Below are 23,968 nucleotides of genomic sequence, written 5' to 3'. Positions count from 1 at the left end.
TTTGGCTTCGTGTTATTTCCTTCTTGGGAACATTGTAATTAAAAAAGTATGACAGCGGACTGTCATACTTTTGCGTACACTTGCAGCATTTTTTCTAATTTGGCTTGCATGCGGATCCTTAAGTCGGCCGGCTCCACAATCTCGATCTCCTCGCCAAAGCTCAGCAGGGTAGACCAGAGCCACCGGGAATCCGGATCATTGACCTTGAACGTGAGACGGAGCGAGCCGTCTTCATGAAATTCCCGCTGTACGTCATAGAATTGGTCCATCGCTTTGGCCAGGGCTCCGGGGGACACGTGCAGCACGACTTCTACGGCATCGGGCGATGATTCCCAGTTATGCCGTTCGCTCCGCCCATCTGGATGCTGCTCTTGAAGCTGAGGTCCGTGCGTATGCTCCTCGGAGTGCTGGCGCATAAAGGGCTCGGCGGAGGGGGACAGCTCCGACATTCTCGAGATCCGGAATTCGCGGTAATCGTTCCTCGTTCTGCAGAAGCCGTACAAGTACCAGGATCCGAATTTATACATAAGTCGCAAGGGCTCGACTTTTCGGTAAATGCGTTCATTCTTGGCGCTTATGTATTGAAAGGAGATCACATGCCTGTCCGTGATGGCGCGGCGAAGAAGACGAAGGATTTCGTTGTACGACCGCCAGCTCCCGATATCCATGGACAATCCCTGCGAAGCGGGGTTGGCGGAACGGTCAATGGTCTGCAGGCGCTGAATCGTATCCAGGGCCCGCTCATCCTCGAACACCGTAGACATGCTGTGCAGGATGGTGATCAGGGCGCTGACATCGTAGGAACCGAGCAGGCTTTTATCCATCTTGTATTGCTCCATAATGCCGTATCCGCCGTTTACCCCTTGATAGGATACGACCGGAATGCCGGCGGCGCAGATGGCATCGATGTCGCGGTAGATGGTTCGCTGGGACACGTTATATTTCTCTGCCAAGGCTGACGCGGACAGAATCTCATTGTTCAGCAGCATGTAAATCATGGATATGAGCCGCTCCAGTTTCATCGGTACACTCTCCTATCATAATTGGATCTATTCTCCAATGATTCCGTATTATATCATAGGTTTACAGGAGGGAGAGGATTTAAGGATGGGCCGGAACATGAAAAAACTACTACTATTAGGGTTGATCGTATTATCGGTTGCGGGAATGTCCGCTTGCGGCGGCTCGGGCTTGTCGGAGAACGAACGGGAGCAGATTGTGAACCAGGTCGAGAAGCTGGAGACGGCGGAATATAAGCTGCTGCATTTTCAAATGGATTATCCGGAATATCTGGCCGAGGTGGACGGGATTGTCAGCGAGTCTTACATGCAGGCTATGAGCGACCGGATTATTTTCGGATATAACGAGAAGGAATATCGTGCAAGCGACATGATGGGAATGTCCGCCGAAGAGTACGAGAAGCATAAGGAGCATATGCGGGGGCTGGTCAAATCAATGGGAATGAACGAAGAGAAGGCCGCGATTCGCATTTCGGACCCTTATGAGAGTGAACAAGGCGAGGAAGTGTTGGTATATGCATCGGAATCCAGGGAACTGAAAGGAAAAACGCTGACTCAAATGAACCGCACGTATTCCCTAGTTAAGAAGGAAGGGGCCTGGATCATCACCGACGTGGAACAGGATAAGGCCACGATCGGCAGCGATGAGACGGAGACGGACGCCGCGGCGAAGCTGGATGCACTGAAATACCGGACGCATGAAGGAGTGGAAGTACAATACCGGGATAAAATCCTCACGTATAAGGGATGGGAATAAACGAGGTCAAATGGGTGGCGGAGCCCGAGCGGCTCGGGTTCCATTCCCTTCGATTTTGCCGTACAATATAGGGAGTTCTATAATAGAAGGAGTGTGAGCCTCATGGCCCGTACCAAAACGCAAAAAGCGCTCCGCAAAGCGGAACGCGCCGGCATATGGTCAGCCGTCTCGATGAGAAAGACCAACGAGGATTATGGCGCGCTGTCACAGCATGTGAGAGTGAAGCCGACGAAACAGGAACAATCGAATAAGGTCAAACATAGAAAGCGGATCGGAGACGATGGCGCTTTTTTTGTTGGTTTCGGAGGATGTGATATAGTACGCTAGAGAGGTTAGTTCAGGATGGAGGTTTATGATGGCAAAGCAAAAATATTACGTAGTCTGGGTAGGCAAAGTACCCGGAATTTATACAAGCTGGGGCGAGTGCCAGCAGCAGGTGAACCAATTTACAGGTGCGAAATTCAAGGCGTTCGAATCCCGAAGCGAAGCGGAACAGGCCTATGCGGCAGGGTATAAAAATTACTGGGGGCAGTCCGGAAGCGGACCAAGCAGCTCGGGCTCCAAGAGCAAGAGCTTTAAGCGCAGCAGCGCCTCCGCGGCCGAGGATCCGGGGGAGATTGATTATGACAGCATCTCCGTGGATGTGGGAACGCGGGGAAACCCGGGACCGGTGGAATATAAAGGCGTGGATACGCAGACGGGGGATGTTCTGTTCTCGTGCGGGCCGATCCAGAAGGGGACGAACAATCTCGGCGAGTTCCTGGCGATCGTCCATGCGCTGGCTTATTTGAAGAAAATCGGCAGCACCAAAACGGTGTACAGCGATTCCATGAATGCGCTCAAATGGCTGAAGCAGAAGAAGGTGGTCTCCACGCTGCCGCGCGACGCGTCAACCAAAGAGATATGGGATCTCGTGGACCGGGCCGAGCACTGGCTTCGAACCAATACATACGAGAACAAGGTGCTGAAATGGCAAACGAAGAGCTGGGGAGAGATTAAGGCAGATTACGGACGCAAATAAAAGAAATATCCTGTCCCGGAATATGCGGAAAAATCCAAATCTCCGGATGTGGATAATTGCATTCTATTAAGCGGATGGAGTCAGCATGAACTGTGCATAACCTATTCATACGTTACTTTATACACAGAGTTATGAACATGATCCCCATTCATTCAGCGCAAGCTGCATTTTGGTCCCTGAATCCAGGGGAGTTATCCAGCGTTTGTGAACAAATGTGGAGAAGTGCAAGGATAACTGGGCGTTAAATCGCGGGAGGCGGCGGGTTATCCCCAAGGAAGGAGGGGCGCCCGGAACGTTCGCTATGACTTATCCACGATGCGCCAACCATGATGCCGGACGCTGGCCCCCGGTCCCCCTCCTTATTCCTTGTCGCGAACCTGCTTATAGTATTGGTTCGGCGACATGCCGACGTATTTTTTGAACACCTTGCTGAAATAAAAGGGATCATCCAGGCCGGTCAGATATCCGATCTCCCCGAAGCTGAGATGGGTGGCCTCGATTAACTCTTTGGCATGATTGATCCGGACCTGATTCACATATCGCATGATCGTATGGCCCGTGAGCTTGGCAAACACCCGATTGATATAGTCATAGTTGCATTCGAAGCGCTGTTCGATATCCGAGCTGGTGATTTTCTCGGCATAATGTTCGTGGATGTAGTCGAGCAGCGCATGCACTTTCATATAGGACTTGGTGTGTGGGCTGTTCTTCTCCAGTTCATCGAACAGGCTTTCGCGGGACAGCTCGATCAGCATTTCCATGAATTTGAGCGCGGTCAAACTGCGGTTAAAGTGCTTTCTTCTGTAAAGCTGCAGCATTTCACTGAGGGCATGGTACATGTGATGAAGGCTTTTTCTCTGGGTTAACGTGCAGGTCTTCGGAAAGTACAGCGGCCTGCCGTCATCCTTGCCTGCCGGCTGATTCTCGCTCATGATCCACTGCTTGGCCAGCAGGGATAAGGGCCGTTCGGGCGCCTGCTGAATATCGGGATGCTCAAAATGAATATAGTAGTAGTCGCAGGGATGCTTCTGGGTTCCCTCATGGTCCAGATGCGGCTCGAGCACCAGCATGTCGCCTTTTCGGAGCACATGGGATACGCCGTTCTCCCGCATATGAAGCTCGCCGCTCTTCACGAAATACAGAATATGCTCGTGGGTGTTCCGTTTGAAATGAATCCAGGGGTTCTTATAGGAGACGAAGCCCATCAGTTTGATTCTAGGCACATAGTCAGCGTTCATCGATAGCACGAAGTTCCACCCTCTCCCCTTAAAAAACGCGAAGTCGTTTTTGTACAAAAAGAGTAACTTTCACACATTCCCGTTCATTGTAACACAGCCTATACTTGGGTTGAATGTATAAGAGGTCTTTGGATTTCAATTTAAAGGAGGCCGCCATCCTTGGCTACTATCAATGTAACGGTATGGAACGAATACCGGCACGAAAGACATAATGAACAGATCGCGAAGATTTACCCCGAAGGCATTCACCGGACGATTGCCGATTTTCTGGGAAAGGATGCACAGTTCGTCGTACGCACCGCCGTGCTGGATGATCCGGAACACGGGTTGACGGACGACGTACTCGCTTCAACGGATGTTCTGATCTGGTGGGGGCATGTCGCGCATAGCGAAGTACGGGATGATATCGTGGAAAAAGTGCGCCAGCGCGTATTGGACGGCATGGGGATCATCGTGCTGCATTCCGGCCACGGCTCGAAGATTTTCCAGCGCCTTCTCGGCACGAATACCGGCGCACTGAAATGGCGCGACGACGGCGAGAAGGAACGGTTGTGGGTCATCGATCCCGGCCATCCGATCGTCAGCGGGCTCGGTGAGTATATCGAGATTCCGCAGGAGGAAATGTACGGGGAGCGTTTTGAGATTCCGGCGCCGGATGAGCTGGTGTTTGTCTCCTGGTTCGAAGGCGGCGAGGTGTTCCGCAGCGGCTGCTGCTACAAGCGCGGACGCGGCAAGCTCTTCTATTTCAGACCGGGTCATGAAGCGTTCCCTACCTATCACCAGCCTGAAATTCAGCAGGTGATTGCCAATGCCGTGGCTTGGGCGGCACCGATTCAAGGTGCGAAGACGTCCTATGGCCGGGTATCTCCGCTCGAATACGTACAGCCGGTATAGGCTGATTCTTAGCAAGCGCCCGTTGTCAACGCGTGAATCTCCTGCGATGTCAGGAATTTATGCGTGGATCGGGCGCTTGTATGTGTTTACAAAGACGGTGCTATCGAAATTCGCAGCATAACGATGTATAATGGACCCAATTCGATTACGACATAATAAAAGTGGGTTGGATCATGGATCAGGATAAACAGCGCCTCAGCATTGAGGCGGCAAGATTGTACTATATGTCGGATTACAGCCAGCAGGATATCGCCACGAGACTCGGCGTTTCCCGCCCTACGGTCTCCAGGCTTCTTCAGCACGCCAAGGAGCAGGGGTATGTGCAGATCAGCATCGTGGACCCTCTCGAGGACCTGGGCGCTTTGGCCGAAAGGGTGAAGAAGGCTTACAGTTTGGAACACGTGCTGGTGAGTTATTCTCCCGTCAACGAATACCGCGAAATCCAGAAGCATATCAGCAAAAAGGCAGCCGATTACCTGCATGAAACGGTCCAGGATGCGGATATCATCGGCGTAACCTGGGGAACGACCATGCATGCCGTTGCGCTTCAGCTGCAGCAGAAGCCCGTTCGGGGCGTCGAGGTCGTGCAGTTGAAGGGCGGCGTCAGCCATTCGCATGTGAACACATATGCCGCCGAGATCGTCAATCTGTTCGCCGAGGCGTACCACACAATGGCGAGATATTTGCCGCTGCCGGTCATCTTCGACACCACGGAGCTGAAGGAAATGGTGGAGAGGGACCGGCATATCCAGCGGATCATCCAATTAGGCAAACAAGCCAATATTGCCATGTTTACAGTGGGTACCGTTCATGAGGACGCGCTGCTGTTCCGGCTCGGTTATCTGAGCAAGGAAGAACAGAAGCTGCTGCAGCGGATCGGCGCGGGCGATATTTGCTCCCGGTTTTTCGATGCGGAGGGCAGGGTGTGCAGCCAGGATATTAACAATCGCACGGTCGGCATCGATTTGGATGATCTGCGGCATAAGGAGAAATCCATTCTCGTGGCTGGTGGGCAGCGCAAGGTGGAGGCCATCCGAGCTGCGCTGATCGGCAAGTATGCAAACATCCTGGTAACGGACCAGTTTACGGCGCAAGCCTTGCTTCCATGAAATGTTCAACATATTGTGCAGTTTTACGGCACCTCGTTCCGGAAGATCGAAGCGGCAATCCGCTTCCTCTTGCCTGAACGGGGTGTTTTTTTGCGTATTGGAAATCGGCTTCCCCAAGCCGCATGGGAGGCTGATTCTCTGTTTATGTTTACGCTGACAGGGTATAGAGCATAGTAAACGGTGTGAATTGTTAGATTATTCCTGAATGATGAATAGTCCTTCAGCGAACAATGATAAATATCATTGCCATAAATCGGAATGAACATATTTTCAATATATGTTTTACATATGTTCAAGGCTGTGATATGATGGTCCCGTCTAAAGGATTAAGCGTTATGATAGCGCTTTTACAAGATTGCATAAAAACAATATAAGGAGTGTTTTAACCAGATGAATATAGCAGGAATGATCGACCACACGCTGTTGAAGGCGGATGCAACCCAGGCCGAGATCACGAAAATTACGGATGAGGCCAAAAAGTACGGATTTGCTTCGGTTTGCGTGAACCCGACTTGGGTATCCTACTGTGCTGAGCAGCTTGCGGGCACGAGCGTCAAAGTATGCACCGTTATCGGCTTCCCGCTGGGGGCTAACACGACGGCCGTAAAGGCTTTTGAAGCGAAGGATGCCATCGCTAACGGGGCTACGGAGGTGGATATGGTCATCAACATCGGGGCGCTGAAAGATCGGAACGATGAGCTGGTGCAGCAAGATATTCAGGCCGTCGTGGATGCAGCCAAGGGCAAAGCCCTGGTCAAGGTCATCATTGAGACAAGCCTTCTGACCGAAGAAGAGAAGGTGCGTGCGTGCCAGCTGTCCGTGAAAGCCGGAGCCGATTTTGTCAAAACCTCCACGGGATTCTCTACAGGCGGAGCTACTCCGGAGGATGTCGCCTTGATGCGCAAAACGGTCGGAGAAAACACGGGCGTTAAGGCTTCCGGCGGCGTGCGCAGCAAGGAAGACATGGATCGCATGATTGAAGCGGGCGCAACGCGTATCGGAGCCAGCTCCGGCGTGAAAATTATGGAGGGCGGCCAATCCAGCTCTTCCTACTAAATCGTTTATTAGGGTATAAGGTTTTCGATGATTCGGTAGCCATGCCATCTATCAAAAAAATTCACCTATGGGGGAACATCGACGATGAAATTTCTAATCGCCATACTAGGTTTACTGGTCGTATTCGGTCTTGCGTTCCTTATCAGCAATGATAAGCGCAACATTCGTTATCGTCCGCTGGCTGTCATGATTGTGCTGCAGCTGATCCTTGGATTCATACTGCTGAACACCAATGTCGGCGAGTATCTTGTCAAAGGGATAGCGAATACGTTTAAAGCGCTGCTTGATTACGCCGGAGCCGGAATCGGGTTTGTATTTGGCGGCTTTGCCATTGAAGGTGATGGTCCGTTCTTCTTAAACGTCCTGCTGCCAATCGTGTTTATTTCCGCGTTGATTGGTATACTTCAATATATTAAGGTACTGCCGTTTATCGTAAGATATATCGGCCTCGTCTTGAGTAAAGTCAACGGCATGGGTAAGCTGGAGTCTTACAATGCGGTAGCTTCCGCGATCCTGGGGCAATCCGAGGTGTTTATCTCGGTCAAAAAACAGATCGCCTTAATTCCGAAGCACCGCATGTATACGCTCTGCGCTTCCGCGATGTCCACGGTATCGATGTCGATCGTCGGCGCATACATGACCATGATCGAGCCGCGGTATGTGGTGACCGCGCTTGTATTGAACCTGTTTGGCGGATTTATCATTGCTTCCATCGTCAATCCCTACAAGGTGGAGAAGGAAGAGGATATTCTGGAGGTGCAGGAGGAGGAGAAGCAATCCTTCTTCGAAATGCTGGGCGAATACATTATGGATGGTTTCAAGGTTGCGATTACCGTTGCTGCGATGCTCCTCGGCTTCGTTGCTTTGATCGCAATGATCAACGGCATTTTTGATATTATTTTCGGAATCACCTTCCAGGAGCTGTTAGGTTACATCTTTGCTCCATTCGCTTTTGTGATGGGCGTGCCTTGGAAAGAGGCGGTGGATGCAGGCAGCATCATGGCTACCAAGCTGGTATCGAATGAGTTCGTCGCGATGCTTGATCTGGCCAACTTCACGAATATGTCCGAACGCACCGTAGGTATCGTATCGGTATTCCTGGTGTCCTTCGCCAACTTCTCCTCGATCGGCATCATTGCCGGCGCGGTCAAAGGCCTGAACGAGAAGCAGGGGAACGTGGTTGCCCGCTTCGGCCTAAAGCTGCTGTACGGGGCGACGCTGGTGAGCGTGCTGTCGGCCACCATTACCGGACTGTTCCTGTAAGCCTGGCAGGAAACGAGCTACTACAAGCGAGCCTTATGGATAGTTTGATTTAAAACTCATAAATGAGGGGGAGCACTTGGATATGGAACGTTTTGACCGAATTCACTTGATCGTATTGGACTCCGTTGGCATCGGGGAAGCACCGGATGCGGCTGATTTCGACGACATCGGCTCCGACACGCTGGGGCATATCGCCCGCGAATGCGGCGGGCTGAACATGCCGAACATGGCAGCGCTCGGGCTGTCCAACATCCGGGAGATCGAGGGAGTCCCTGCTGCGGATCAACCTCGGGCTTACTATACGAAGATGCAGGAAGCTTCGAATGGCAAAGACACCATGACAGGCCATTGGGAGATCATGGGCTTGTATATCGATACGCCATTTCGCGTATTCCCGGACGGGTTCCCCGACGAGCTGATTCAGCGCATCGAAGAGAAAACCGGACGGAAGGTCATCGGCAACAAGCCGGCCAGCGGAACGGAGATTATCGAAGAGCTTGGCGAAGAGCATGTAGAAACAGGGGCTTTGATCATCTATACCTCTGCCGATTCCGTGCTTCAAATCGCCGCTCATGAAGATGTGGTTCCTCTCAAGGAGCTGTACGAAATCTGCGAGTTCTGCCGCGAAATCACGCTGGAAGATCCGTATATGCTCGGCCGGATCATCGCCCGTCCTTTTATCGGCGAGGCGGGGAGCTTCAAGCGTACGGCGAATCGGCATGACTATGCCTTGAAGCCTTTCGGACGTACGACGATGAACGAGATGAAGGATGCCGACCTTGACGTCATCGCCCTCGGTAAAATCTCCGATATTTACGACGGGGAAGGCATTACGAAGGCAGTCAGAACCGTATCGAACATGGACGGCATGGACAAAATGGTGCAAACCCTGGATGAATCCTTCAAGGGGCTGAGCTTCCTGAATCTCGTGGATTTCGATGCCGTCTACGGACACCGCCGCGACCCGAAAGGATACGGCCAAGCGCTGGAGGATTACGATCGGCGCCTGCCGGAGGTATTCGAGAAAATGACGGAGAACGATCTCCTGATCATCACGGCCGACCACGGGAATGATCCTACTTACAAGGGCACGGACCATACGCGAGAATACGTGCCGCTGCTGGTATATTCCCCTCGCTTTGCGAAAGGCAAGGAACTGCCGCTTCGCAAGACCTTTGCCGACATCGGCGCCACGGTTGCCGACAACTTCGGCGTGAAGCTGCCGGAGCACGGAACCAGCTTTTTGAGTGATTTGAAATAATCGACAAGTGGAGGAATGGGATATGAGTACACATATTGGAGCGAAACCGGGAGATATCGCGGAGTCGATTCTGCTGCCAGGCGACCCGCTGCGGGCTAAATTCATTGCCGAGACGTATTTGGAGGACGTGACCTGCTACAACGAAGTGCGGGGGATGCTCGGATTTACGGGAACCTACAAAGGGAAACGCATTTCCGTGCAGGGTTCGGGCATGGGCGTGCCTTCCATCGGGATCTATGTCAATGAACTCATTCGGGAATATGGCGTCAAAAACCTGTTCCGCGTCGGAACCTGCGGCGCGATGCAGGAGCACGTCCGGGTGCGCGACGTCATTCTGGCCCAGGCCGCTTGCTCGGATTCCGGCATGAATCGTCACCACTTCAACGGTTATGATTTCTCCCCGATTGCCAGCTTCCCGCTGCTGCTCGGCGCGTATGAGCGTGGCAAGGAGAAAGGCCTGAAGATGCATGTCGGCAACGTATTCACGTCCGATGTATTCTACCGCGAGGACAAATCCGTGGTGGAGAAGCTGATGCAGCATGGCGTGCTCGGCGTGGAAATGGAGACGACGGCGCTCTACACGATCGCGGCACGATTCGGCGTGAATGCCTTGACGATCCTGACCGTGAGCGATCACTTGCTCACAGGGGAAGAGACTTCTTCCGAGGAGCGGCAAACGACGTTTAACGAGATGATGGAGGTCGCGCTGGATACGGCGATTTCGTTGTAAGGAACTGCCCTTGGGGGCAGTTAGCGATCGGAAGAACGGTCCGTATTTGTAGTGATTCCCGTGGAAGAAATACAATCATCGCAAACAGTGAGGAGAATGTACGATGAGAATGGTTGATTTAATTGCGAAGAAACGCGACGGCAAGGAACTGACAACAGAAGAGATCAATTTCTTTATCGACGGATATACCAAGGGAGACATTCCCGACTATCAGGTGAGCGCCATGAACATGGCGATTTATTTCCAGGACATGTCCGACCGGGAGCGGGCGGACTTGACGATGGCGATGGTAAACTCCGGCGAAACGATTGATCTGTCCGCAATTGAGGGAATCAAGGTCGATAAGCATTCCACCGGGGGCGTAGGCGACACGACGACGCTGGTGCTGGCTCCGCTCGTAGCGGCTCTGGATATTCCGGTAGCGAAGATGTCGGGACGCGGCCTCGGCCATACCGGAGGAACGATCGACAAGCTGGAATCCATCGAAGGCTTCCATGTGGAGATCAGCAAAGACGAATTTGTGAACCTTGTGAATCAACATAAAATCGCCGTCATCGGCCAAACCGGGAACCTCACGCCGGCGGACAAAAAACTGTATGCGCTCCGGGATGTGACGGCTACCGTCAATTCCATTCCGCTGATTGCAAGCTCCATCATGAGCAAGAAGATTGCCGCCGGCTCGGATGCGATTGTGCTGGACGTTAAAACCGGCGCAGGCGCGTTCATGAAAACGGTGGAGGATGCCAAGGAACTGGCACACGCCATGGTCAGCATCGGCAACAACGTCGGCCGCAAAACGATGGCGGTCATTTCCGATATGAGCCAACCGCTTGGGGCCGCGATCGGCAACTCGCTGGAAGTGCAGGAGGCGATCGATGCGCTTCGCGGCGAGGGTCCGAAGGATCTGGAAGAGCTGTGCCTGGCGCTGGGCAGACAGATGGTGTACCTGGCCCGGAAGGCGGACTCGCTCGAAGATGCCGAAGAGAAGCTAAAAGAGGTGATTCGCAACGGCAAGGCACTGGAGAAGTTCAAGGAATTCATCCAGAACCAGGGCGGAGATCCGTCCGTGGTGGATCATCCGGACCGTCTGCCGAAGGCACAGTATTTCATTGAGCTTCCCGCGCAGCAGGACGGCGTTGTCGCCGAGCTGGTAGCGGATGAGATCGGTACGGCGGCGATGCTGCTCGGGGCCGGCCGCGCGACGAAGGAATCCGAAATTGATTTGGCGGTAGGCCTGATGCTGAACAAGAAGGTCGGCGATACCGTGAAGAAAGGCGATTCCCTTGTCACGATCCATGCCAACCGCGAGAACGTGGACGACGTGAAGCAGAAGCTGTATGAAAGCATTCGAATCGCTGATCATGCGGATGCGCCTGTATTGATCTATGACATCGTGACGGAATAAGGTGAATCCCGATCCGAAGCGAGCCATAACCTGAACGCTGGCGCTGTTTGAATTGAGTGCCTCGTACGCTGTCCGGAATGAGTGCCTCGTACGCTGTCCGGAATGAGTGCCTCGTACCCCGTGCGCTGCCTCTTCCCCTTGCCTGCGCGAGATGCAAACCTGCCCTGGAAAGTTATCTGAACGGGGCAGGTTTTTTGGCGGTTATCGTCATAAACGGGGGATGAACCCTCATAGGATGGTAATGGGGAAAACGTAAGGCATTTAACGGGAGAGGGAGATGCGTAGTCCGGCAAGAGCCATCCTGCCATTCAAGGAGGCTTTTGGCCATGACCATCGATCAGTTGATTGCTTTGCTGGCACTTATCGTAATGATCATTGGGCTTGCGGTGAAGAAGGAGTCTTAACCGATGAGTCCGGAGGGGCTGCTGCTAAGTAGAATTTCTACGGATGCGGCGGTCTTTTTCTTTTTGATAGGTTGATAGGATTCGCTATAAGTCATATACTTAGATTGCAATGTTCTCCATTATTCATCATTCATTGGGAGGAAACCATGCTCTATTTTGCAGCGTTTGTCATATCCATGGTGCTGGTGTTGGTATTGATTCCGCCATTTCGCAAACTTGCGATCAAGATTGATTTTGTGGACAAGCCAAGGCCGGACAGCGAGCGGAAAATACACCGCGAGCCGATACCGCTGACAGCGGGAGTCGCCATATTCATCGGATTTTTCATCACTTATTTTGCGCTTACAGGTACCATCTCAAGGGAAGCGGTAGGTATCTTTATCGGTAGCGCGTTGATTCTTGGGATCGGCCTCGTGGACGATTGGTATAAGTCCCAGGGCAAGGAGCTGGCTTCGCTGCCGAAGCTCATTGTACAGGTCAGCGCAGCCGTCGTAGTATACAGCTATGGCATCGCGTTCGAAGGATTCAACAATCCGTTTACGGGTCACTATATTAACTTGCCGGAATGGCTGCAGCTGATCTTAACGATTCTGTGGATCTTCGGCGTTACGACGGTGATTAACTTCTCGGACGGCATCGACGGGCTGGCAGGAGGGCTATCCGCCATATCCGGAGGTACGCTGTTTGTTGTCGCGATGACGATGGGCCGAGGCGAATCCGCCTTGCTCGCGGTCATACTCGTAGGAGCCGCGCTGGGATATTTAAGGTATAACAAGCCGCCGGCCAGAGTGTTCATGGGGGATGCCGGCGCTACCTTCCTCGGGTTCATCCTCGGGATCATTGCTCTGGACGGCGCGTTTAAGGGTGCGACCCTGGCGTCCTTGTTCGTACCCATCTTCGCGCTGGGCGTGCCGATCTTCGATAATATCATCGTGGTCATCCGCCGAATGCTTCAATCCAAGCCGATCTATCAGGCCGATGCCTCCCAAGCCCATTATCGTTTGCTGGCAACGGGGCTCAACCAGAAGCAGACGCTGGTATTTCTGTGCCTGCTGAACCTGTGCTTCGGACTGGCCGCGATCATACTCGCCATGAACGGCGGCGCTTGAGGCGTATAAGCCTGGCATAAGCTTTCTTTAGTAGGTAATAGAAGTCTCGTCTCCAGATCGATGTTGGTGGCGGGACTTTTTTTTAGAGATAAGAAAGTATAAACTTCAGAGGATTACCATCCTTATCTTGCAAGAAAAACTTCCGCTAAATGCGGTCTGTCTTCTGAGAAAGTACGTCGATAGACGTTTTTTTTATTACAATGGTAGAAGGAATACGAACGGGAGGTCAGCGGGATGAATGACATGACAGGAAAGATCGTCATCGTAACGGGAGCCAACTCCGGCATGGGCCTGGCAACGACGTCGGAGCTGGCAAAAGGCGGAGCGCACGTGATTATGGCCTGCCGTAGTCAAGCCAGGGGCGAAGCGGCTCTTCGGCAGGCGCAGCAGGAGAGCGGCAGCTCGAACATCGAGCTGATGTCGCTGGATTTGGGGTCTTTTGACAGCATTAGGGCATTTGCTTCCGAATATAAGGCGAAATACGAGCAGCTTGATGTTCTGGTGAATAACGCCGGCGTGGTCACCATTCAGCGGGAACTGACGAAGGACGGATTCGAAGCGATGATCGGAGTCAACCATCTGGGGCATTTTTTGCTAACGAACGAGCTGCTGGAGCCCCTTCAGCGTGCCAGGCAGGGGAGGGTCGTGAACGTTTCCTCCGGAGCGCACAAGGTGGGCAGCATCCACTTTGATGATCCGAATCTTGGGAAGGGATTCAATGTGGCCAAGGGTTACGCGCAGTCCAAACTGGCTAACATCTTATTCACCAAAGAGCTGGCCCGTAGGCTGCAGCCGACAAGGATAACGGTTAATGCGCTTCATCCCGGCGCCGTCAGCACCAGCATCGGCGTGAACCGGGATACAGGCTTCGGCAAAGCCGTCCACAAGCTGCTTCGTCCGTTCTTCTTAACCCCGCTCGAAGGAGCCCGGACAGCGATTTACTTGGCGTCAAGCCCTGAAGTGGAGCATGTAACAGGGGAATATTACGTCAAATGCAAACCGGCCAAAACGACCGAGAAGGCAAGGGATCCAAAGCTGGCTGCGCGCCTGTGGGAATGGAGCGAACAACAGGTCGGCCGGGCATCGGACAAGGAGTGATGAATCCACGGTTGTTTACAAGAAGTCCAGGTTTCGCGAGGGGCTGAAGCCGAACGATCCGATGGGGCAGAAGCGGGCATCCATGAACGATGAAGCCCGTCGGCCCATCAATAAGATGACGTCTATCCGTACATAAAGGTCCAAGGCTGGCAAACAAATAAACGGGATATCCTCCAGATCGACCGGAACTGGGATATCCCGTTTAACATTTCACGACAGAAACTTCGCATATTGGCAAACGTTATGTTATTTCGTTGTTTTCATATCGATCGCGCTGCGCACAAACCCGCTGGTACCGTCAAGAAGCTTGGAGGCTTCCGCGGCACTGACGTTGGCAAGCAGCATCACGATCGCGGTTTTGACATGGGCGCCGGCTTCAAGGTATGCCTTCTCCACGGCCTCCTCCGATGCTCCCGTTGCCAGGGTAATGATGCGCTTCGCGCGATGGACCAGCTTATTGTTCGACGGGTTGAGGTCAACCATCAGGTTTTTGTAAACCTTGCCGATCCGAATCATGGCGGTTGTCGTCAGCATGTTCAGAATCAGCTTCTGAGAGGTGCCGGCCTTCATGCGCGTGGAGCCCATGATGACCTCGGGGCCTACGACGGCTTCGATCACGAATTCGGCATACTGATGCATCGGCGATTCGTAATTGTTGCACAGACCGATAACAACGGCCCCTCTTTCCTTGGCGCGTCTCATGGCGCCAAGGACATACGGCGTGCGTCCGCTTGCAGCGATGCCTAGAACGACGTCCTTCTCGTTGATACCGTTTTCATTGATATCCTGCTCGCCAAGCTCTTCGCTATCCTCAGCGCCTTCGATGGCCTCTTTGACGGCCCTGAAGCCGCCGGCAATCAATCCCTGCACCATGGACGGGTCCGTTCCATAGGTAGGCGGGCACTCGGATGCGTCCAGAATCCCGATACGACCGCTGGTCCCCGCACCGATGTAAAACAATCTGCCGCCCTTCTGGAAAGCTTCGACGACGTGATCGGCCGCCCTGGCTATCAGAGGAATGAGTTCGCGAATCGCATCGGTGATCAGGCTATCCTCATTGTTGATGAGGATCATGATTTGTTCCGAGCTCAACTGATCAATGTTCTGGGTATTTTCATGAGGCTGTTCGGTTGTCAATTGACTTAGAATATTCGTCATGAGACAGGTCTCCTTTTTTGCCTTGGAATATGGACGGGCACTGATGATGTGGAAGCTACAGCAAGTCAGAGACGCCGTCAGTAAATAGCTTGCAGGCCAACAGGGCCCCGCCCTGTGCGGGCGTTCGCTCACGGTTTCCTTCAGGGAAACGGAGCAGGGGGTAACGTGTAAGCATAAGGCGGGTGTACGTCTCCCGGAACCATCGTGAATGCTTGAAAATCGAGCCGATTCCCACAAGCTCGCTCTCGGCGAATTCGGCGTTCTGTCGAATGAGCGCGCATGTGGTATCGGCCAGCTCTTCGGCCTGCTGCCTGATAATGCGTAGTGCCGTTTCATCGCCGGCGTCGGCTGCCTCGATGCAGCAGCGGGCGAAGGAGGCGATATCCTGTTTCGTTATAGCGGGCTGGTAAATGTAAGATTTGAGGTCGGTAATATGCCGGATCGGGTAGGCTGCAACGATCAGGCTGCTCATGAGGGTGGGGGGCGTTATGCCTTCATGGCTCTTGATCACGGATTTCAGAGTCTGAAGTCCGATCTGATAACCGCTGCCTTCATCTCCGAGAAGATGTCCCCAACCACCGACGCGGTGGATGTCTCCCGATTGGGTGATGCCGTAGGTATTGGAGCCTGTTCCTGAGATTGCGAGTATTCCATGCTGACGCCCCAGTACCGCCATCAATGAAATTTCGGCTTCCGAACGCATGTAAATACGTAACGAGAGCTGCCGCTGCCGGAAGTAGGAACGAAGGTGAGATTGTACACGCTGCCGCTCCTCAACCGAACTTATACCTGACATACCAAGACATATTGATGTTAATAAAAACGACTTATTAAAAAGGGGGGACAGGAGCTCATCCAACACGGTTTGGAGTTCCTCCATCGCTTTATCGAATGTTACAATGTAAGGATTGGTGGAACCTCCGGTAAAACGGGACAACACTACTCCAGCGCTATTGATAGCGGTTGCTTCGGTCTTCGTACCGCCGCCATCGACACCGATAAAAATTTCCATATTGAACCACTTCGCTTTCTATATCCAGTATAGGAGAAAAACCAGGTGTTGTAAAATAAAATTTTAAATCATGAATTATGTATTGAAATATAATTTCATACAATTTATAATAAACTCAATCCACTGATAGTGAAAGCGATACCAGTCATGCTTTCATTCAAGATGTGTAAAGTAATATTACATAGTAGTGACCATCAGAGGATGATTTGAAAAGGGGGGCAAGAAATGAACGGCGGATTGGTTCGATTGCGCGAGGTGTATGATTCATTAAATCCGTCCGAGCGCAAGGTTGCAGCCTTCATTTTGCAGGAGCCGGCAGAGATGATACAAATGTCGGTGGCGGATCTTGCTGTCCGAAGCGGCTCCAGTCAGGCAGCGATTGTGCGCCTGTGCAAAACGATGGGATTCAAAGGCTATCAGGATCTGAAACTGAAGGTAGCCGGAGACTTGCAGGAGCCATTAGCCACCGGATATCAGGATATCCGGCCCAATGACAGCATTTCTGCAATTATACAGAACGTCTCGAACAATAACATTCAATCGATTCGGGATACGATGAAGATTATGGAGGAAGGGATGGTGGAAGAGGCCGTTCTGGCCCTCGATCAGTCGAAGCGCATTTTCATGTTTGGGGTAGGGGCTTCCAATCTGATCGGGATGGATGCCCAACAGAAATTTTTGCGGATCAATAAGGTATGCATATCTTTTCCGGACCCTCATGTTCAGCTCACCTCGGCGGTGCTGCTGACTCCGGATGATGCGGCCGTATGCATTTCCTATTCCGGTGAAACGGACGAGGTGATCCGCGCAGCAGCCATTGCCAAGGAGAAGGGATGCAAGACGATTGGCATTACCAAATACGGGGATTCTACCTTGAGCCGATCGGTCGACATACCTTTGTACACCTCCTCGACGGAGAACGAGATTCGCAGTGGCGCGATGTCCTCTCGTATTACGCAGCTTAATCTTATCGATATTTTATATCTTGGCGTCGCCAGCCGGAATTACGAGAATTCAGTGAAATACCTGGATGAAAGCCGGCGAGCGATCAAGCGGTTGTAGTTCATAGCGAAACCACAAATATATAAATGATAAGGGGAGTAGTACATGAAGAAAAAAGGTTGGCTTACATTGTTGGCTTCTTTGATGCTCGTGTTTACCGCGGCTTGCGGCGGTTCAGGCGGAGCGAAGGCACCGGAAGGCGGAAGCGGAACGGCTTCGGAAGGAAACGGCGAAGCTGCGCCGAAGCAGGACACGGTCGTTGTCTGGACTTATCCGGTACATGGTAAATACGAAGATGAATTGAAAGAGCATGTGGCGGATTTGAAGGAGAAATATCCGCATATTACCGTACAAACCGAAGTGCTCTCCTGGGCTGAAGGCCCGAAGAAGTTCGACGTCGCCTTGAATGCCGGCAACCCGCCTGACCTATACTTCCACGCGGTGGATGGAGCTTATGTGGATACGGGCCTGGCACTGGAACTGACCCCTTATATTACGGATGAAATCAAGAACGACTACCTGCCGGGAACGCTTGAGCTGGGTCAAATCCAGGGCAAGCAGTATGGTCTCCCGCTGTACCAATCCCTCTGGGCTTGGGGCGGCAACAAGAAGATTCTCGAAGAAGCAGGCATCGACTGGAAGGCTATTCAAGAGAACGGCTGGACTTGGACCGAGTTCAAGGCTGCTGCCGAGAAGCTGACCAAGAAACTTCCGAATGGCAATACGCAGTATGCGCTGGTGACGGACGGTACTTCCCTGGACTTCATGGAAATGCTGACACGCAGCAACGGCATGCCTGACGTTCTGAACGACAAGGGCGAGTTCCAATGGAATGACGAGCGGATTCTGGATACGATGACGTTCGTGTCCGATCTGATGAAAGCCGGACATCTGCCTGCCGAGACTGCCGCGATTACGCCGGCGAAACGGATGGACCTGTTCTATGCCGAGGAAGCCGCGATCGTGTCCAAGGCGATCCCTTACTATGACGTGATGCTGCAGAACCGCGCGAAGGATATTGACAGCGGTACGGTCCAAGGCGCGAAAATCGACTTCGTCCTGCTGCCGGTTCCGCATAATGACGGGGCTGAGCGCAAGACCTCCATGTTTGGCGAAGGCTACGTGGCGTTCAAACAGAAGAAGGATAAAGGCGAAGAGCATGCAAAGAATACGTTCCTGATCATGGAAGGACTGAGCGGCGCGAAAGCCGGTAATTCCGCGAATGAACTGGTGCTGCCTTTCGTACGCAAATCCCAAGCGGAGTTTTATGAAGGCAAAGGGCTCGGGACGGAATCTACTATTAAAGCAGCGGAAATTTTCGCGAACTTCAAAGAAATTCCGGTGACTTTGAATCTCGATGCGGATGCTTCGGGCAACCAGAAGAAATTCAAGGAGCAAGTGGTGAAGCCGAACATTCAAGCGCTGTTCTCGGGCGAGAAGACGCCGGAGCAGATCGCACAAGACTTCAAGGACAAAGGCAAACAAATTTTAGGACAGTAATTGAAGTTATAAGGGGGTGTCCCGTTGTCCTTAGCAGGAACGATCGGGGCACTCCCTTTTTAAACCAATCGCTCCAGGCTCAATAAGGCTTCATGAAAATACTTCACCTGTGCGCAAAGGAGGAAATCAAATGCAGACTGCCCCGGCGCAAGCCCGGCCATCACGTCCCCCCATGAAGGGGTACATACGAGAATATGGATGGGCGTATTTATTCATTCTGGCTCCCGTACTGTTGTTCTTGATATTCACGCTCTACCCTGTCGCGTCCGCTTTTCTGATGAGCTTTCAGGAATACAGCGTGATGGGCTCCGAATGGATTGGAGCAGAGAACTATACACGGATGGTACAGGATGAAGTGTTCTGGAAATCCATGAGGAATACGGTCATCTTCACGATCGGTACCGTTCCGGTCAACATTGTCATCACGTATGCATTATCCTTTTTTATTTTTCAGATGAAAAATAAATGGCAGACGTTCTTCAAGGCTACGATGTATTTGCCGGCCGTTGCCTCCGGCGTCACCATTTCGGTGGTATGGCTCGCGATCTACGATCCGACCCAAGCCGGGCTGCTGAACCGTTTCATCGGATTGTTCGGGTTCGACCCGGTCATATGGCTCGGCAAATCGAACACGGCGCTCTTTTCGCTCATTCTGATGAACTGGCTCGGTTCGCATGGCGCGGGCATTATTCTCTATTTGGCCGCCATGGGCGGGATTCCGAAATCGCTCTATGAAGCCGCGGACATCGACCATGCCAGCGGCTGGTCCAAATTCTGGCGAATTACGTGGCCGCTAATGAAACCGACCACACTATATCTGCTGGTGACGGGTGTCATTACGTCCTTCCAGGTGTTCATCTCGGTGTACCTGATGACGCAGGGCGGACCGAACTTCGCGACGACAACCATCGCCTATCTGATTTACAGCACGGCGTTCAATTTCTACGAATTCGGACTTGCGGCGGCGCAATCTTTTGTCCTGGCTGCCTTGATTATTGTCATTTCCATCATTCAATTCAAATACTTCTCGTCCGACGTGGAGTACTAAGGCCTATTTTTGAAGCTAAGGGGGTGCACCTATGAAATCAAGATCAAAAGTGATCATGCTGATTGTGGCCTCGGTCATTCTGGTGGTATGGAGCGTTCTGACGATCATTCCGATGTACTGGATGCTGATCGGCTCTGTGCAGGACACCAAGTCAGCGGCATCGTTTATCCCGAAAATGATACCGGAGGTATTCTCCGTAGCCCCGTACGAGCGTTTTTTTGGCAAAACCGACGTCATGAGGTGGCTCTTTAACTCCTTATTGATCTCATCCATCCTGACGGTGACCAACGTATTCCTGGCTTCGCTCGCAGGGTATGCTTTTGCGAAGCTGAAGTTTCCGGGGAACAAAGCGGTATTCTGGATTTTGCTCAGCACGATGATGATCCCGGCGCAGGTGACGCTGATTCCGCTATACATTTTGATGATCGACGTATTTGATCTCGGGAATACATACACGGCGATTCTTCTTCCCGGAATCGTAAGCGTGGGCAACATTTTCTTGATGAAGCAGTACATGTCATCGCTGCCTACCTCTTTGATACATGCGGCGCGCATCGATGCTTGCGGCGAATTCGGCATCTTCTGGAAGGTCATTCTTCCGATGGCAAAGCCGGGTCTTGCCGTGCTTGCGATATTCACGTTCGTTGCATCATGGAATGATTTCTTCTGGCCCTTCCTCGTGACCAACTCGACGGAAATGAGAACGATTCAGGTCGGTCTTGCTTCCTTCGTCTATGCGGACACGACCGATTTCGGCGCACTTATGGCTGGAGCAACCGTCGCGGCACTGCCGATGATGATCCTGTTCTTCTCGCTTCAGCGCTATTTCCTGCAAGGCATCACCATTGGAGCCGTTAAAGGCTAGAAGGAGGCAAAGTTATGGCACGCGTAGAATTCCGAAATATACGAAAAGAATTTGTAGACGACAACAAAGGGACGTTTACCGCTGTAGCGGGGTCGGACTTTGTGATCAATGATAAAGAGTTCGTGGTATTCGTCGGTCCGTCCGGCTGCGGCAAAACCACCTCGCTGCGCATGATTGCGGGACTTGAACGTCAAACGTCCGGCGACATCATCATCGGCGACCGGGTGGTCAACAATCTGCATCCGAAAGACCGCGACATCGCGATGGTGTTCCAGGATTATGCGCTGTATCCGCATATGACGATCCGCGAGAACCTCTCCTTCGGTTTGAAGAACCTGAAGAAGCCCAAGGCCTACATTGAGCAAAAGGTATCGCAGGCAGCCTCCATTCTCGGCCTGGAGTCGATGATCGACCGGAAGCCGCGCGAGCTGTCCGGCGGACAGCGTCAGCGCGTTGCGGTAGGGCGGGCGATCGTGCGCGACCCGCAGGTGTTCCTGTTTGACGAGCCGCTGTCGAACCTGGATGCGAAGCTTCGCGTGCAAATGCGGGTAGAGCTGTCCGAGCTGCACAAGCGTCTGGAAGCTACCATCGTATACGTTACGCATGATCAGGTTGAAGCGATGACGCTCGGTGAGCGGATCGTTGTAATGAATAACGGCATTATCCAGCAGATCGCCTCACCGACCGAGCTGTATGCGAATCCGCAGAATATGTTCGTGGCCGGCTTTATCGGATCCCCGCCGATGAACTTCATCGACGTGCAGAAGGAAGGAAATGTTCTCCGGATGGAAGGCGGGACATTCACCATTCCGGATTCGATGGCCGGTGCCCTAAGCAAATACGACAACAGGCATCTGATTCTGGGGATTCGTCCCGAGCATATCACCGGCGAGGATATGCCGGGCACAACCAATCTGAATTACAAGTATTCCACGAAGGTCCAGGTCGTTGAACATCTCGGCTCGGAGAATCTGGTGTACTTCCGCGTAGGCAACCGGACCGTGACCGCGAAGGTTCATCCGGAAACGACGGGTTATCCGGGCATGGACAAAACCTTCATTTTCAATTTCGATAAAGTGCATTTCTTCGATCCTGAGACGGAGCAGCGTATCGATTGGTAAACAACGACGAAGAGGAGAGGAAAGCTATGCGCAAGCTGAATGATGTGTTAAAGAAGACCGGGGTTGAGATTTACCGTGAGATTACGGCGGTGGCCTTGTACAGCATGATTACCTCGCTGGTGCTCGTGACGGTGGTCATGTTCGTTCCGCTGTGGGCAGCGCTGGTGCTGCTGCCGGTTCTGTATATGCCGCTCTTTTATGGTGTTTGTTATGCCTATCACCGCAAGACGGAGCGGGGCAAGTCCAGGCTGAAGGACGTGTTTCAAGGTGCGCTGAAAGGGCTCGGACCCTCCGTTATAATGGGCTTTTTCTTCGTCGTGATGATATTGATCCTATGGTCCACCTGGTGGTATTACGGGGGAAAAGAAGGAATCGGCTACCTTGCGATCGGCGTGTTCCAAACCTATTTTGTCATCATGGCGCTCATCTCCCAATTCTACACCTTTCAGCTTGTCATTCAGGAAGGGATGGGCATCTTTAAAGCCATGGCGCATAGCGTCAAGCTGTTCCTGAAGTTTCCGGCCTATACGCTGGGCGCATGCTTCCAAGCCTTCTGCGTCGCCATTCCGCTGCTCGTCACGGTTGTTGGCTTTGGATTCTTATTTAATGGCATGTGGGCCATATACCAGCATAAGGTTACGTATAATGTACTGAATCCGGAAGAGGCCAAGCCGGTGGAAGACGGTGTGGTAACCTCCGAAGCGAGAGGTGTGAGCATATGATAAAAGTCAATGTGCGAAGCGGCATTGATGTGCTGCCAGGCATCAAGCACGAGAAAATCACGGGTCGTCGCCTTGGCGTCATTACGAATCCGACGGGGCTCACGTCGGATTTTCGTTCATCTATCGAGGTAATTGCAAGCTTGTCCGAGTCGGAACTGACGGCTTTGTTCGCCTGTGAGCACGGGCTGCGCGGCCAGCTGCAGGCAGGCAAGCACGTGGATGACGAAGTGGATCCGGTATTCGGCGTGCCGGTGTACAGTCTGTACGGTTCGCGGCGCAAGCCGGATGCTGACATGCTGAAGAACGTAGACACCGTCATCTTCGACATTCAAGATCTTGGCGTGCGCTTTTATACGTATATGACGACGCTGCTGTATGTTATGGAGGCATGCGCCGAACATGGCAAGAGCCTCCTTGTCCTGGATCGGCCGAATCCGCTGGGCGGCGAGCGCTGCGAAGGAGGTTTCCTTAAGCCGGGGTATGAATCCATGGTGGGCGGATGGCACATTCCGATCCGCACCGGAATGACCATCGGCGAATTCGCGCGGATGGCCAATGACATGCGGGGAACCGGCTGCGATCTAGATGTCATCGGACTTGAAGGCTGGACGCGCGGCATGGAATATAACGACACGGGCTTGCCGTGGGTGCTGCCGTCGCCGAACATTCCTACGATGGATACGGTGCGGCTGTACAGCGGGACCTGTTTCTTCGAAGGGACCAATCTTTCGGAGGGCCGCGGGACGACCCGGCCGTTTGAATGGATCGGCGCTCCATGGGTCAATGGGGAGGAGCTGGCCCAGGCGTTCAACGCATACGGACTGCCCGGCGTCCATGCCCATTCCATGTACATGACCCCGACCTTCTCGAAGCATCAGGGCGAAGGCTGCAGCGGGGTCATGCTGTTTGTGACCCGTCCGGCAGAAGTAGAGGCTGTGCGCACAGGGCTTGTGCTGCTGCATCTTGTCAGCCGGTTGTACCCGGATCAGTTCCAGTGGCTTAGCCCGCCGGAAGGACGAAGCCGGTACTTCATTGATTTGCTGACGGGAAGCGAGGACGTCCGCCGGCACATCCACGAAGAAGCGGGACTCCAGCGTCTGGTTGCGGAGTGGGGCAAGGATGCGGAGCAGTGGAGAACGATGCGGGCTCCGTATCTGCTGTACGGGGAGGCGTAAA

Annotated in this window: 23 protein-coding genes; 19 read left to right on the top strand and 4 right to left on the bottom strand. The window is 52.8% G+C overall.

Annotated elements, in window-relative coordinates; translation table 11 throughout:
- Positions 1–62: 62 nt before the first annotated feature.
- Positions 63–1,022 carry a helix-turn-helix transcriptional regulator gene (locus M1D70_RS27900; protein ID WP_456288500.1) on the bottom strand — a complete coding sequence of 320 codons (960 nt, stop codon included), beginning with the start codon at positions 1,020–1,022 and terminating at the stop codon, positions 63–65.
- 97 nt (positions 1,023–1,119) lie between these two features.
- Here M1D70_RS27900 and M1D70_RS27895 point away from each other — a divergent pair, with 97 nt between their 5' ends.
- The 3 genes from M1D70_RS27895 to rnhA all read left to right on the top strand — a co-directional run bounded on the left by M1D70_RS27895 (position 1,120) and on the right by rnhA (position 2,797).
- The gene (locus tag M1D70_RS27895; protein WP_456288499.1) at positions 1,120–1,776 is read left to right on the top strand and encodes a hypothetical protein; all 657 of its coding nucleotides are present in this window, start codon (positions 1,120–1,122) and stop codon (positions 1,774–1,776) included.
- A gap of 102 nt (positions 1,777–1,878) precedes the next feature.
- Complete coding sequence (locus tag M1D70_RS27890; RefSeq protein WP_456288498.1) at positions 1,879–2,103, top strand: hypothetical protein; 225 nt, start codon at positions 1,879–1,881, stop codon at positions 2,101–2,103.
- Positions 2,104–2,131: 28 nt separating this feature from the next.
- Positions 2,132–2,797, top strand: a complete 666-nt coding sequence (gene rnhA, locus M1D70_RS27885) for a ribonuclease H (RefSeq protein WP_009589560.1) — start codon at positions 2,132–2,134, stop codon at positions 2,795–2,797.
- 359 nt (positions 2,798–3,156) lie between these two features.
- On the opposite strand, the gene M1D70_RS27880 is transcribed toward rnhA, so the two are convergent.
- Positions 3,157–4,035, bottom strand: coding sequence for an AraC family transcriptional regulator (locus M1D70_RS27880; RefSeq protein ID WP_456288497.1), 879 nt, complete (start codon positions 4,033–4,035; stop codon positions 3,157–3,159).
- A 159-nt stretch (positions 4,036–4,194) separates the two neighbouring features.
- Here M1D70_RS27880 and M1D70_RS27875 point away from each other — a divergent pair, with 159 nt between their 5' ends.
- The 9 genes from M1D70_RS27875 to M1D70_RS27835 all read left to right on the top strand — a co-directional run bounded on the left by M1D70_RS27875 (position 4,195) and on the right by M1D70_RS27835 (position 14,364).
- The gene (locus tag M1D70_RS27875; protein WP_009589543.1) at positions 4,195–4,929 is read left to right on the top strand and encodes a ThuA domain-containing protein; all 735 of its coding nucleotides are present in this window, start codon (positions 4,195–4,197) and stop codon (positions 4,927–4,929) included.
- A 173-nt stretch (positions 4,930–5,102) separates the two neighbouring features.
- Positions 5,103–6,038 (top strand): sugar-binding transcriptional regulator, encoded by a 936-nt coding sequence (locus M1D70_RS27870; RefSeq protein WP_456288496.1) that lies wholly within the window; start codon positions 5,103–5,105, stop codon positions 6,036–6,038.
- 390 nt (positions 6,039–6,428) lie between these two features.
- Positions 6,429–7,094 carry a deoxyribose-phosphate aldolase gene (deoC, locus tag M1D70_RS27865; RefSeq protein WP_009589523.1) on the top strand — a complete coding sequence of 222 codons (666 nt, stop codon included), beginning with the start codon at positions 6,429–6,431 and terminating at the stop codon, positions 7,092–7,094.
- 84 nt (positions 7,095–7,178) lie between these two features.
- Positions 7,179–8,357, top strand: a complete 1,179-nt coding sequence (locus M1D70_RS27860; RefSeq protein WP_456288495.1) for a NupC/NupG family nucleoside CNT transporter — start codon at positions 7,179–7,181, stop codon at positions 8,355–8,357.
- A gap of 82 nt (positions 8,358–8,439) precedes the next feature.
- Positions 8,440–9,618: a phosphopentomutase gene (deoB, locus tag M1D70_RS27855; RefSeq protein ID WP_456288494.1), complete on the top strand. Its 1,179-nt coding sequence runs from the start codon at positions 8,440–8,442 to the stop codon at positions 9,616–9,618.
- 22 nt (positions 9,619–9,640) lie between these two features.
- Positions 9,641–10,348 (top strand): purine-nucleoside phosphorylase, encoded by a 708-nt coding sequence (gene deoD, locus M1D70_RS27850; protein WP_009589537.1) that lies wholly within the window; start codon positions 9,641–9,643, stop codon positions 10,346–10,348.
- A gap of 103 nt (positions 10,349–10,451) precedes the next feature.
- The gene (locus M1D70_RS27845; protein ID WP_456288493.1) at positions 10,452–11,753 is read left to right on the top strand and encodes a pyrimidine-nucleoside phosphorylase; all 1,302 of its coding nucleotides are present in this window, start codon (positions 10,452–10,454) and stop codon (positions 11,751–11,753) included.
- Positions 11,754–12,303: 550 nt separating this feature from the next.
- Positions 12,304–13,266 (top strand): MraY family glycosyltransferase, encoded by a 963-nt coding sequence (locus M1D70_RS27840; protein WP_251501904.1) that lies wholly within the window; start codon positions 12,304–12,306, stop codon positions 13,264–13,266.
- A gap of 234 nt (positions 13,267–13,500) precedes the next feature.
- On the top strand, positions 13,501–14,364 hold the full coding sequence (locus M1D70_RS27835; protein WP_009590110.1) for an SDR family oxidoreductase: 864 nt from the start codon (positions 13,501–13,503) through the stop codon (positions 14,362–14,364).
- Positions 14,365–14,610: 246 nt separating this feature from the next.
- Here M1D70_RS27835 and murQ read toward each other — a convergent pair whose 3' ends face one another.
- Both murQ and M1D70_RS27825 read right to left on the bottom strand, forming a co-directional pair.
- A complete protein-coding gene (murQ, locus tag M1D70_RS27830) occupies positions 14,611–15,522 on the bottom strand; it encodes an N-acetylmuramic acid 6-phosphate etherase (RefSeq protein ID WP_009590114.1) in 912 nt (303 codons plus the stop codon).
- Positions 15,523–15,577: 55 nt separating this feature from the next.
- On the bottom strand, positions 15,578–16,534 hold the full coding sequence (locus M1D70_RS27825) for a BadF/BadG/BcrA/BcrD ATPase family protein (protein WP_456288492.1): 957 nt from the start codon (positions 16,532–16,534) through the stop codon (positions 15,578–15,580).
- Positions 16,535–16,759: 225 nt separating this feature from the next.
- Here M1D70_RS27825 and M1D70_RS27820 point away from each other — a divergent pair, with 225 nt between their 5' ends.
- From M1D70_RS27820 to M1D70_RS27790, 7 genes are all read left to right on the top strand, one after another.
- Positions 16,760–17,596 (top strand): MurR/RpiR family transcriptional regulator, encoded by an 837-nt coding sequence (locus M1D70_RS27820; protein ID WP_009590115.1) that lies wholly within the window; start codon positions 16,760–16,762, stop codon positions 17,594–17,596.
- A 45-nt stretch (positions 17,597–17,641) separates the two neighbouring features.
- On the top strand, positions 17,642–19,036 hold the full coding sequence (locus tag M1D70_RS27815) for an ABC transporter substrate-binding protein (RefSeq protein ID WP_009590111.1): 1,395 nt from the start codon (positions 17,642–17,644) through the stop codon (positions 19,034–19,036).
- Positions 19,037–19,166: 130 nt separating this feature from the next.
- Positions 19,167–20,084: a carbohydrate ABC transporter permease gene (locus M1D70_RS27810; protein WP_456288491.1), complete on the top strand. Its 918-nt coding sequence runs from the start codon at positions 19,167–19,169 to the stop codon at positions 20,082–20,084.
- A gap of 31 nt (positions 20,085–20,115) precedes the next feature.
- Positions 20,116–20,949 (top strand): carbohydrate ABC transporter permease, encoded by an 834-nt coding sequence (locus tag M1D70_RS27805; protein ID WP_009590118.1) that lies wholly within the window; start codon positions 20,116–20,118, stop codon positions 20,947–20,949.
- A gap of 14 nt (positions 20,950–20,963) precedes the next feature.
- Positions 20,964–22,070 (top strand): ABC transporter ATP-binding protein, encoded by a 1,107-nt coding sequence (locus tag M1D70_RS27800; protein WP_009590136.1) that lies wholly within the window; start codon positions 20,964–20,966, stop codon positions 22,068–22,070.
- A gap of 26 nt (positions 22,071–22,096) precedes the next feature.
- Positions 22,097–22,792 carry a hypothetical protein gene (locus M1D70_RS27795; protein WP_009590130.1) on the top strand — a complete coding sequence of 232 codons (696 nt, stop codon included), beginning with the start codon at positions 22,097–22,099 and terminating at the stop codon, positions 22,790–22,792.
- Positions 22,789–23,967 (top strand): DUF1343 domain-containing protein, encoded by a 1,179-nt coding sequence (locus M1D70_RS27790; protein ID WP_009590131.1) that lies wholly within the window; start codon positions 22,789–22,791, stop codon positions 23,965–23,967. The genes M1D70_RS27795 and M1D70_RS27790 overlap by 4 nt, the downstream gene beginning before the upstream one ends.
- The last annotated feature ends 1 nt before the right edge of the window (position 23,968 follow it).

The organism is Paenibacillus sp. AK002, assembly GCF_053903045.1.
This window is presented reverse-complemented; position numbering and strand designations above follow the sequence as displayed.

What these genes read in the sequence shown, in the direction of transcription:
- M1D70_RS27840 (WP_251501904.1), top strand. Translation starts at nt 12,304, where the DNA reads ATGCTCTATTTTGCAGCGTTTGTCATATCCATGGTGCTGGTGTTGGTA.
- M1D70_RS27860 (WP_456288495.1), top strand. Translation starts at nt 7,179, where the DNA reads ATGAAATTTCTAATCGCCATACTAGGTTTACTGGTCGTATTCGGTCTT.
- M1D70_RS27835 (WP_009590110.1), top strand. Translation starts at nt 13,501, where the DNA reads ATGAATGACATGACAGGAAAGATCGTCATCGTAACGGGAGCCAACTCC.
- M1D70_RS27795 (WP_009590130.1), top strand. Translation starts at nt 22,097, where the DNA reads ATGCGCAAGCTGAATGATGTGTTAAAGAAGACCGGGGTTGAGATTTAC.
- deoD (WP_009589537.1), top strand. Translation starts at nt 9,641, where the DNA reads ATGAGTACACATATTGGAGCGAAACCGGGAGATATCGCGGAGTCGATT.
- M1D70_RS27880 (WP_456288497.1), bottom strand. Translation starts at nt 4,035, where the DNA reads ATGAACGCTGACTATGTGCCTAGAATCAAACTGATGGGCTTCGTCTCC.
- M1D70_RS27800 (WP_009590136.1), top strand. Translation starts at nt 20,964, where the DNA reads ATGGCACGCGTAGAATTCCGAAATATACGAAAAGAATTTGTAGACGAC.
- deoB (WP_456288494.1), top strand. Translation starts at nt 8,440, where the DNA reads ATGGAACGTTTTGACCGAATTCACTTGATCGTATTGGACTCCGTTGGC.
- murQ (WP_009590114.1), bottom strand. Translation starts at nt 15,522, where the DNA reads ATGACGAATATTCTAAGTCAATTGACAACCGAACAGCCTCATGAAAAT.
- M1D70_RS27805 (WP_009590118.1), top strand. Translation starts at nt 20,116, where the DNA reads ATGAAATCAAGATCAAAAGTGATCATGCTGATTGTGGCCTCGGTCATT.
- M1D70_RS27845 (WP_456288493.1), top strand. Translation starts at nt 10,452, where the DNA reads ATGAGAATGGTTGATTTAATTGCGAAGAAACGCGACGGCAAGGAACTG.
- M1D70_RS27895 (WP_456288499.1), top strand. Translation starts at nt 1,120, where the DNA reads ATGAAAAAACTACTACTATTAGGGTTGATCGTATTATCGGTTGCGGGA.
- M1D70_RS27815 (WP_009590111.1), top strand. Translation starts at nt 17,642, where the DNA reads ATGAAGAAAAAAGGTTGGCTTACATTGTTGGCTTCTTTGATGCTCGTG.
- M1D70_RS27890 (WP_456288498.1), top strand. Translation starts at nt 1,879, where the DNA reads ATGGCCCGTACCAAAACGCAAAAAGCGCTCCGCAAAGCGGAACGCGCC.
- deoC (WP_009589523.1), top strand. Translation starts at nt 6,429, where the DNA reads ATGAATATAGCAGGAATGATCGACCACACGCTGTTGAAGGCGGATGCA.
- M1D70_RS27870 (WP_456288496.1), top strand. Translation starts at nt 5,103, where the DNA reads ATGGATCAGGATAAACAGCGCCTCAGCATTGAGGCGGCAAGATTGTAC.
- M1D70_RS27900 (WP_456288500.1), bottom strand. Translation starts at nt 1,022, where the DNA reads ATGAAACTGGAGCGGCTCATATCCATGATTTACATGCTGCTGAACAAT.
- M1D70_RS27790 (WP_009590131.1), top strand. Translation starts at nt 22,789, where the DNA reads ATGATAAAAGTCAATGTGCGAAGCGGCATTGATGTGCTGCCAGGCATC.
- M1D70_RS27810 (WP_456288491.1), top strand. Translation starts at nt 19,167, where the DNA reads ATGCAGACTGCCCCGGCGCAAGCCCGGCCATCACGTCCCCCCATGAAG.
- M1D70_RS27825 (WP_456288492.1), bottom strand. Translation starts at nt 16,534, where the DNA reads ATGGAAATTTTTATCGGTGTCGATGGCGGCGGTACGAAGACCGAAGCA.
- rnhA (WP_009589560.1), top strand. Translation starts at nt 2,132, where the DNA reads ATGGCAAAGCAAAAATATTACGTAGTCTGGGTAGGCAAAGTACCCGGA.
- M1D70_RS27820 (WP_009590115.1), top strand. Translation starts at nt 16,760, where the DNA reads ATGAACGGCGGATTGGTTCGATTGCGCGAGGTGTATGATTCATTAAAT.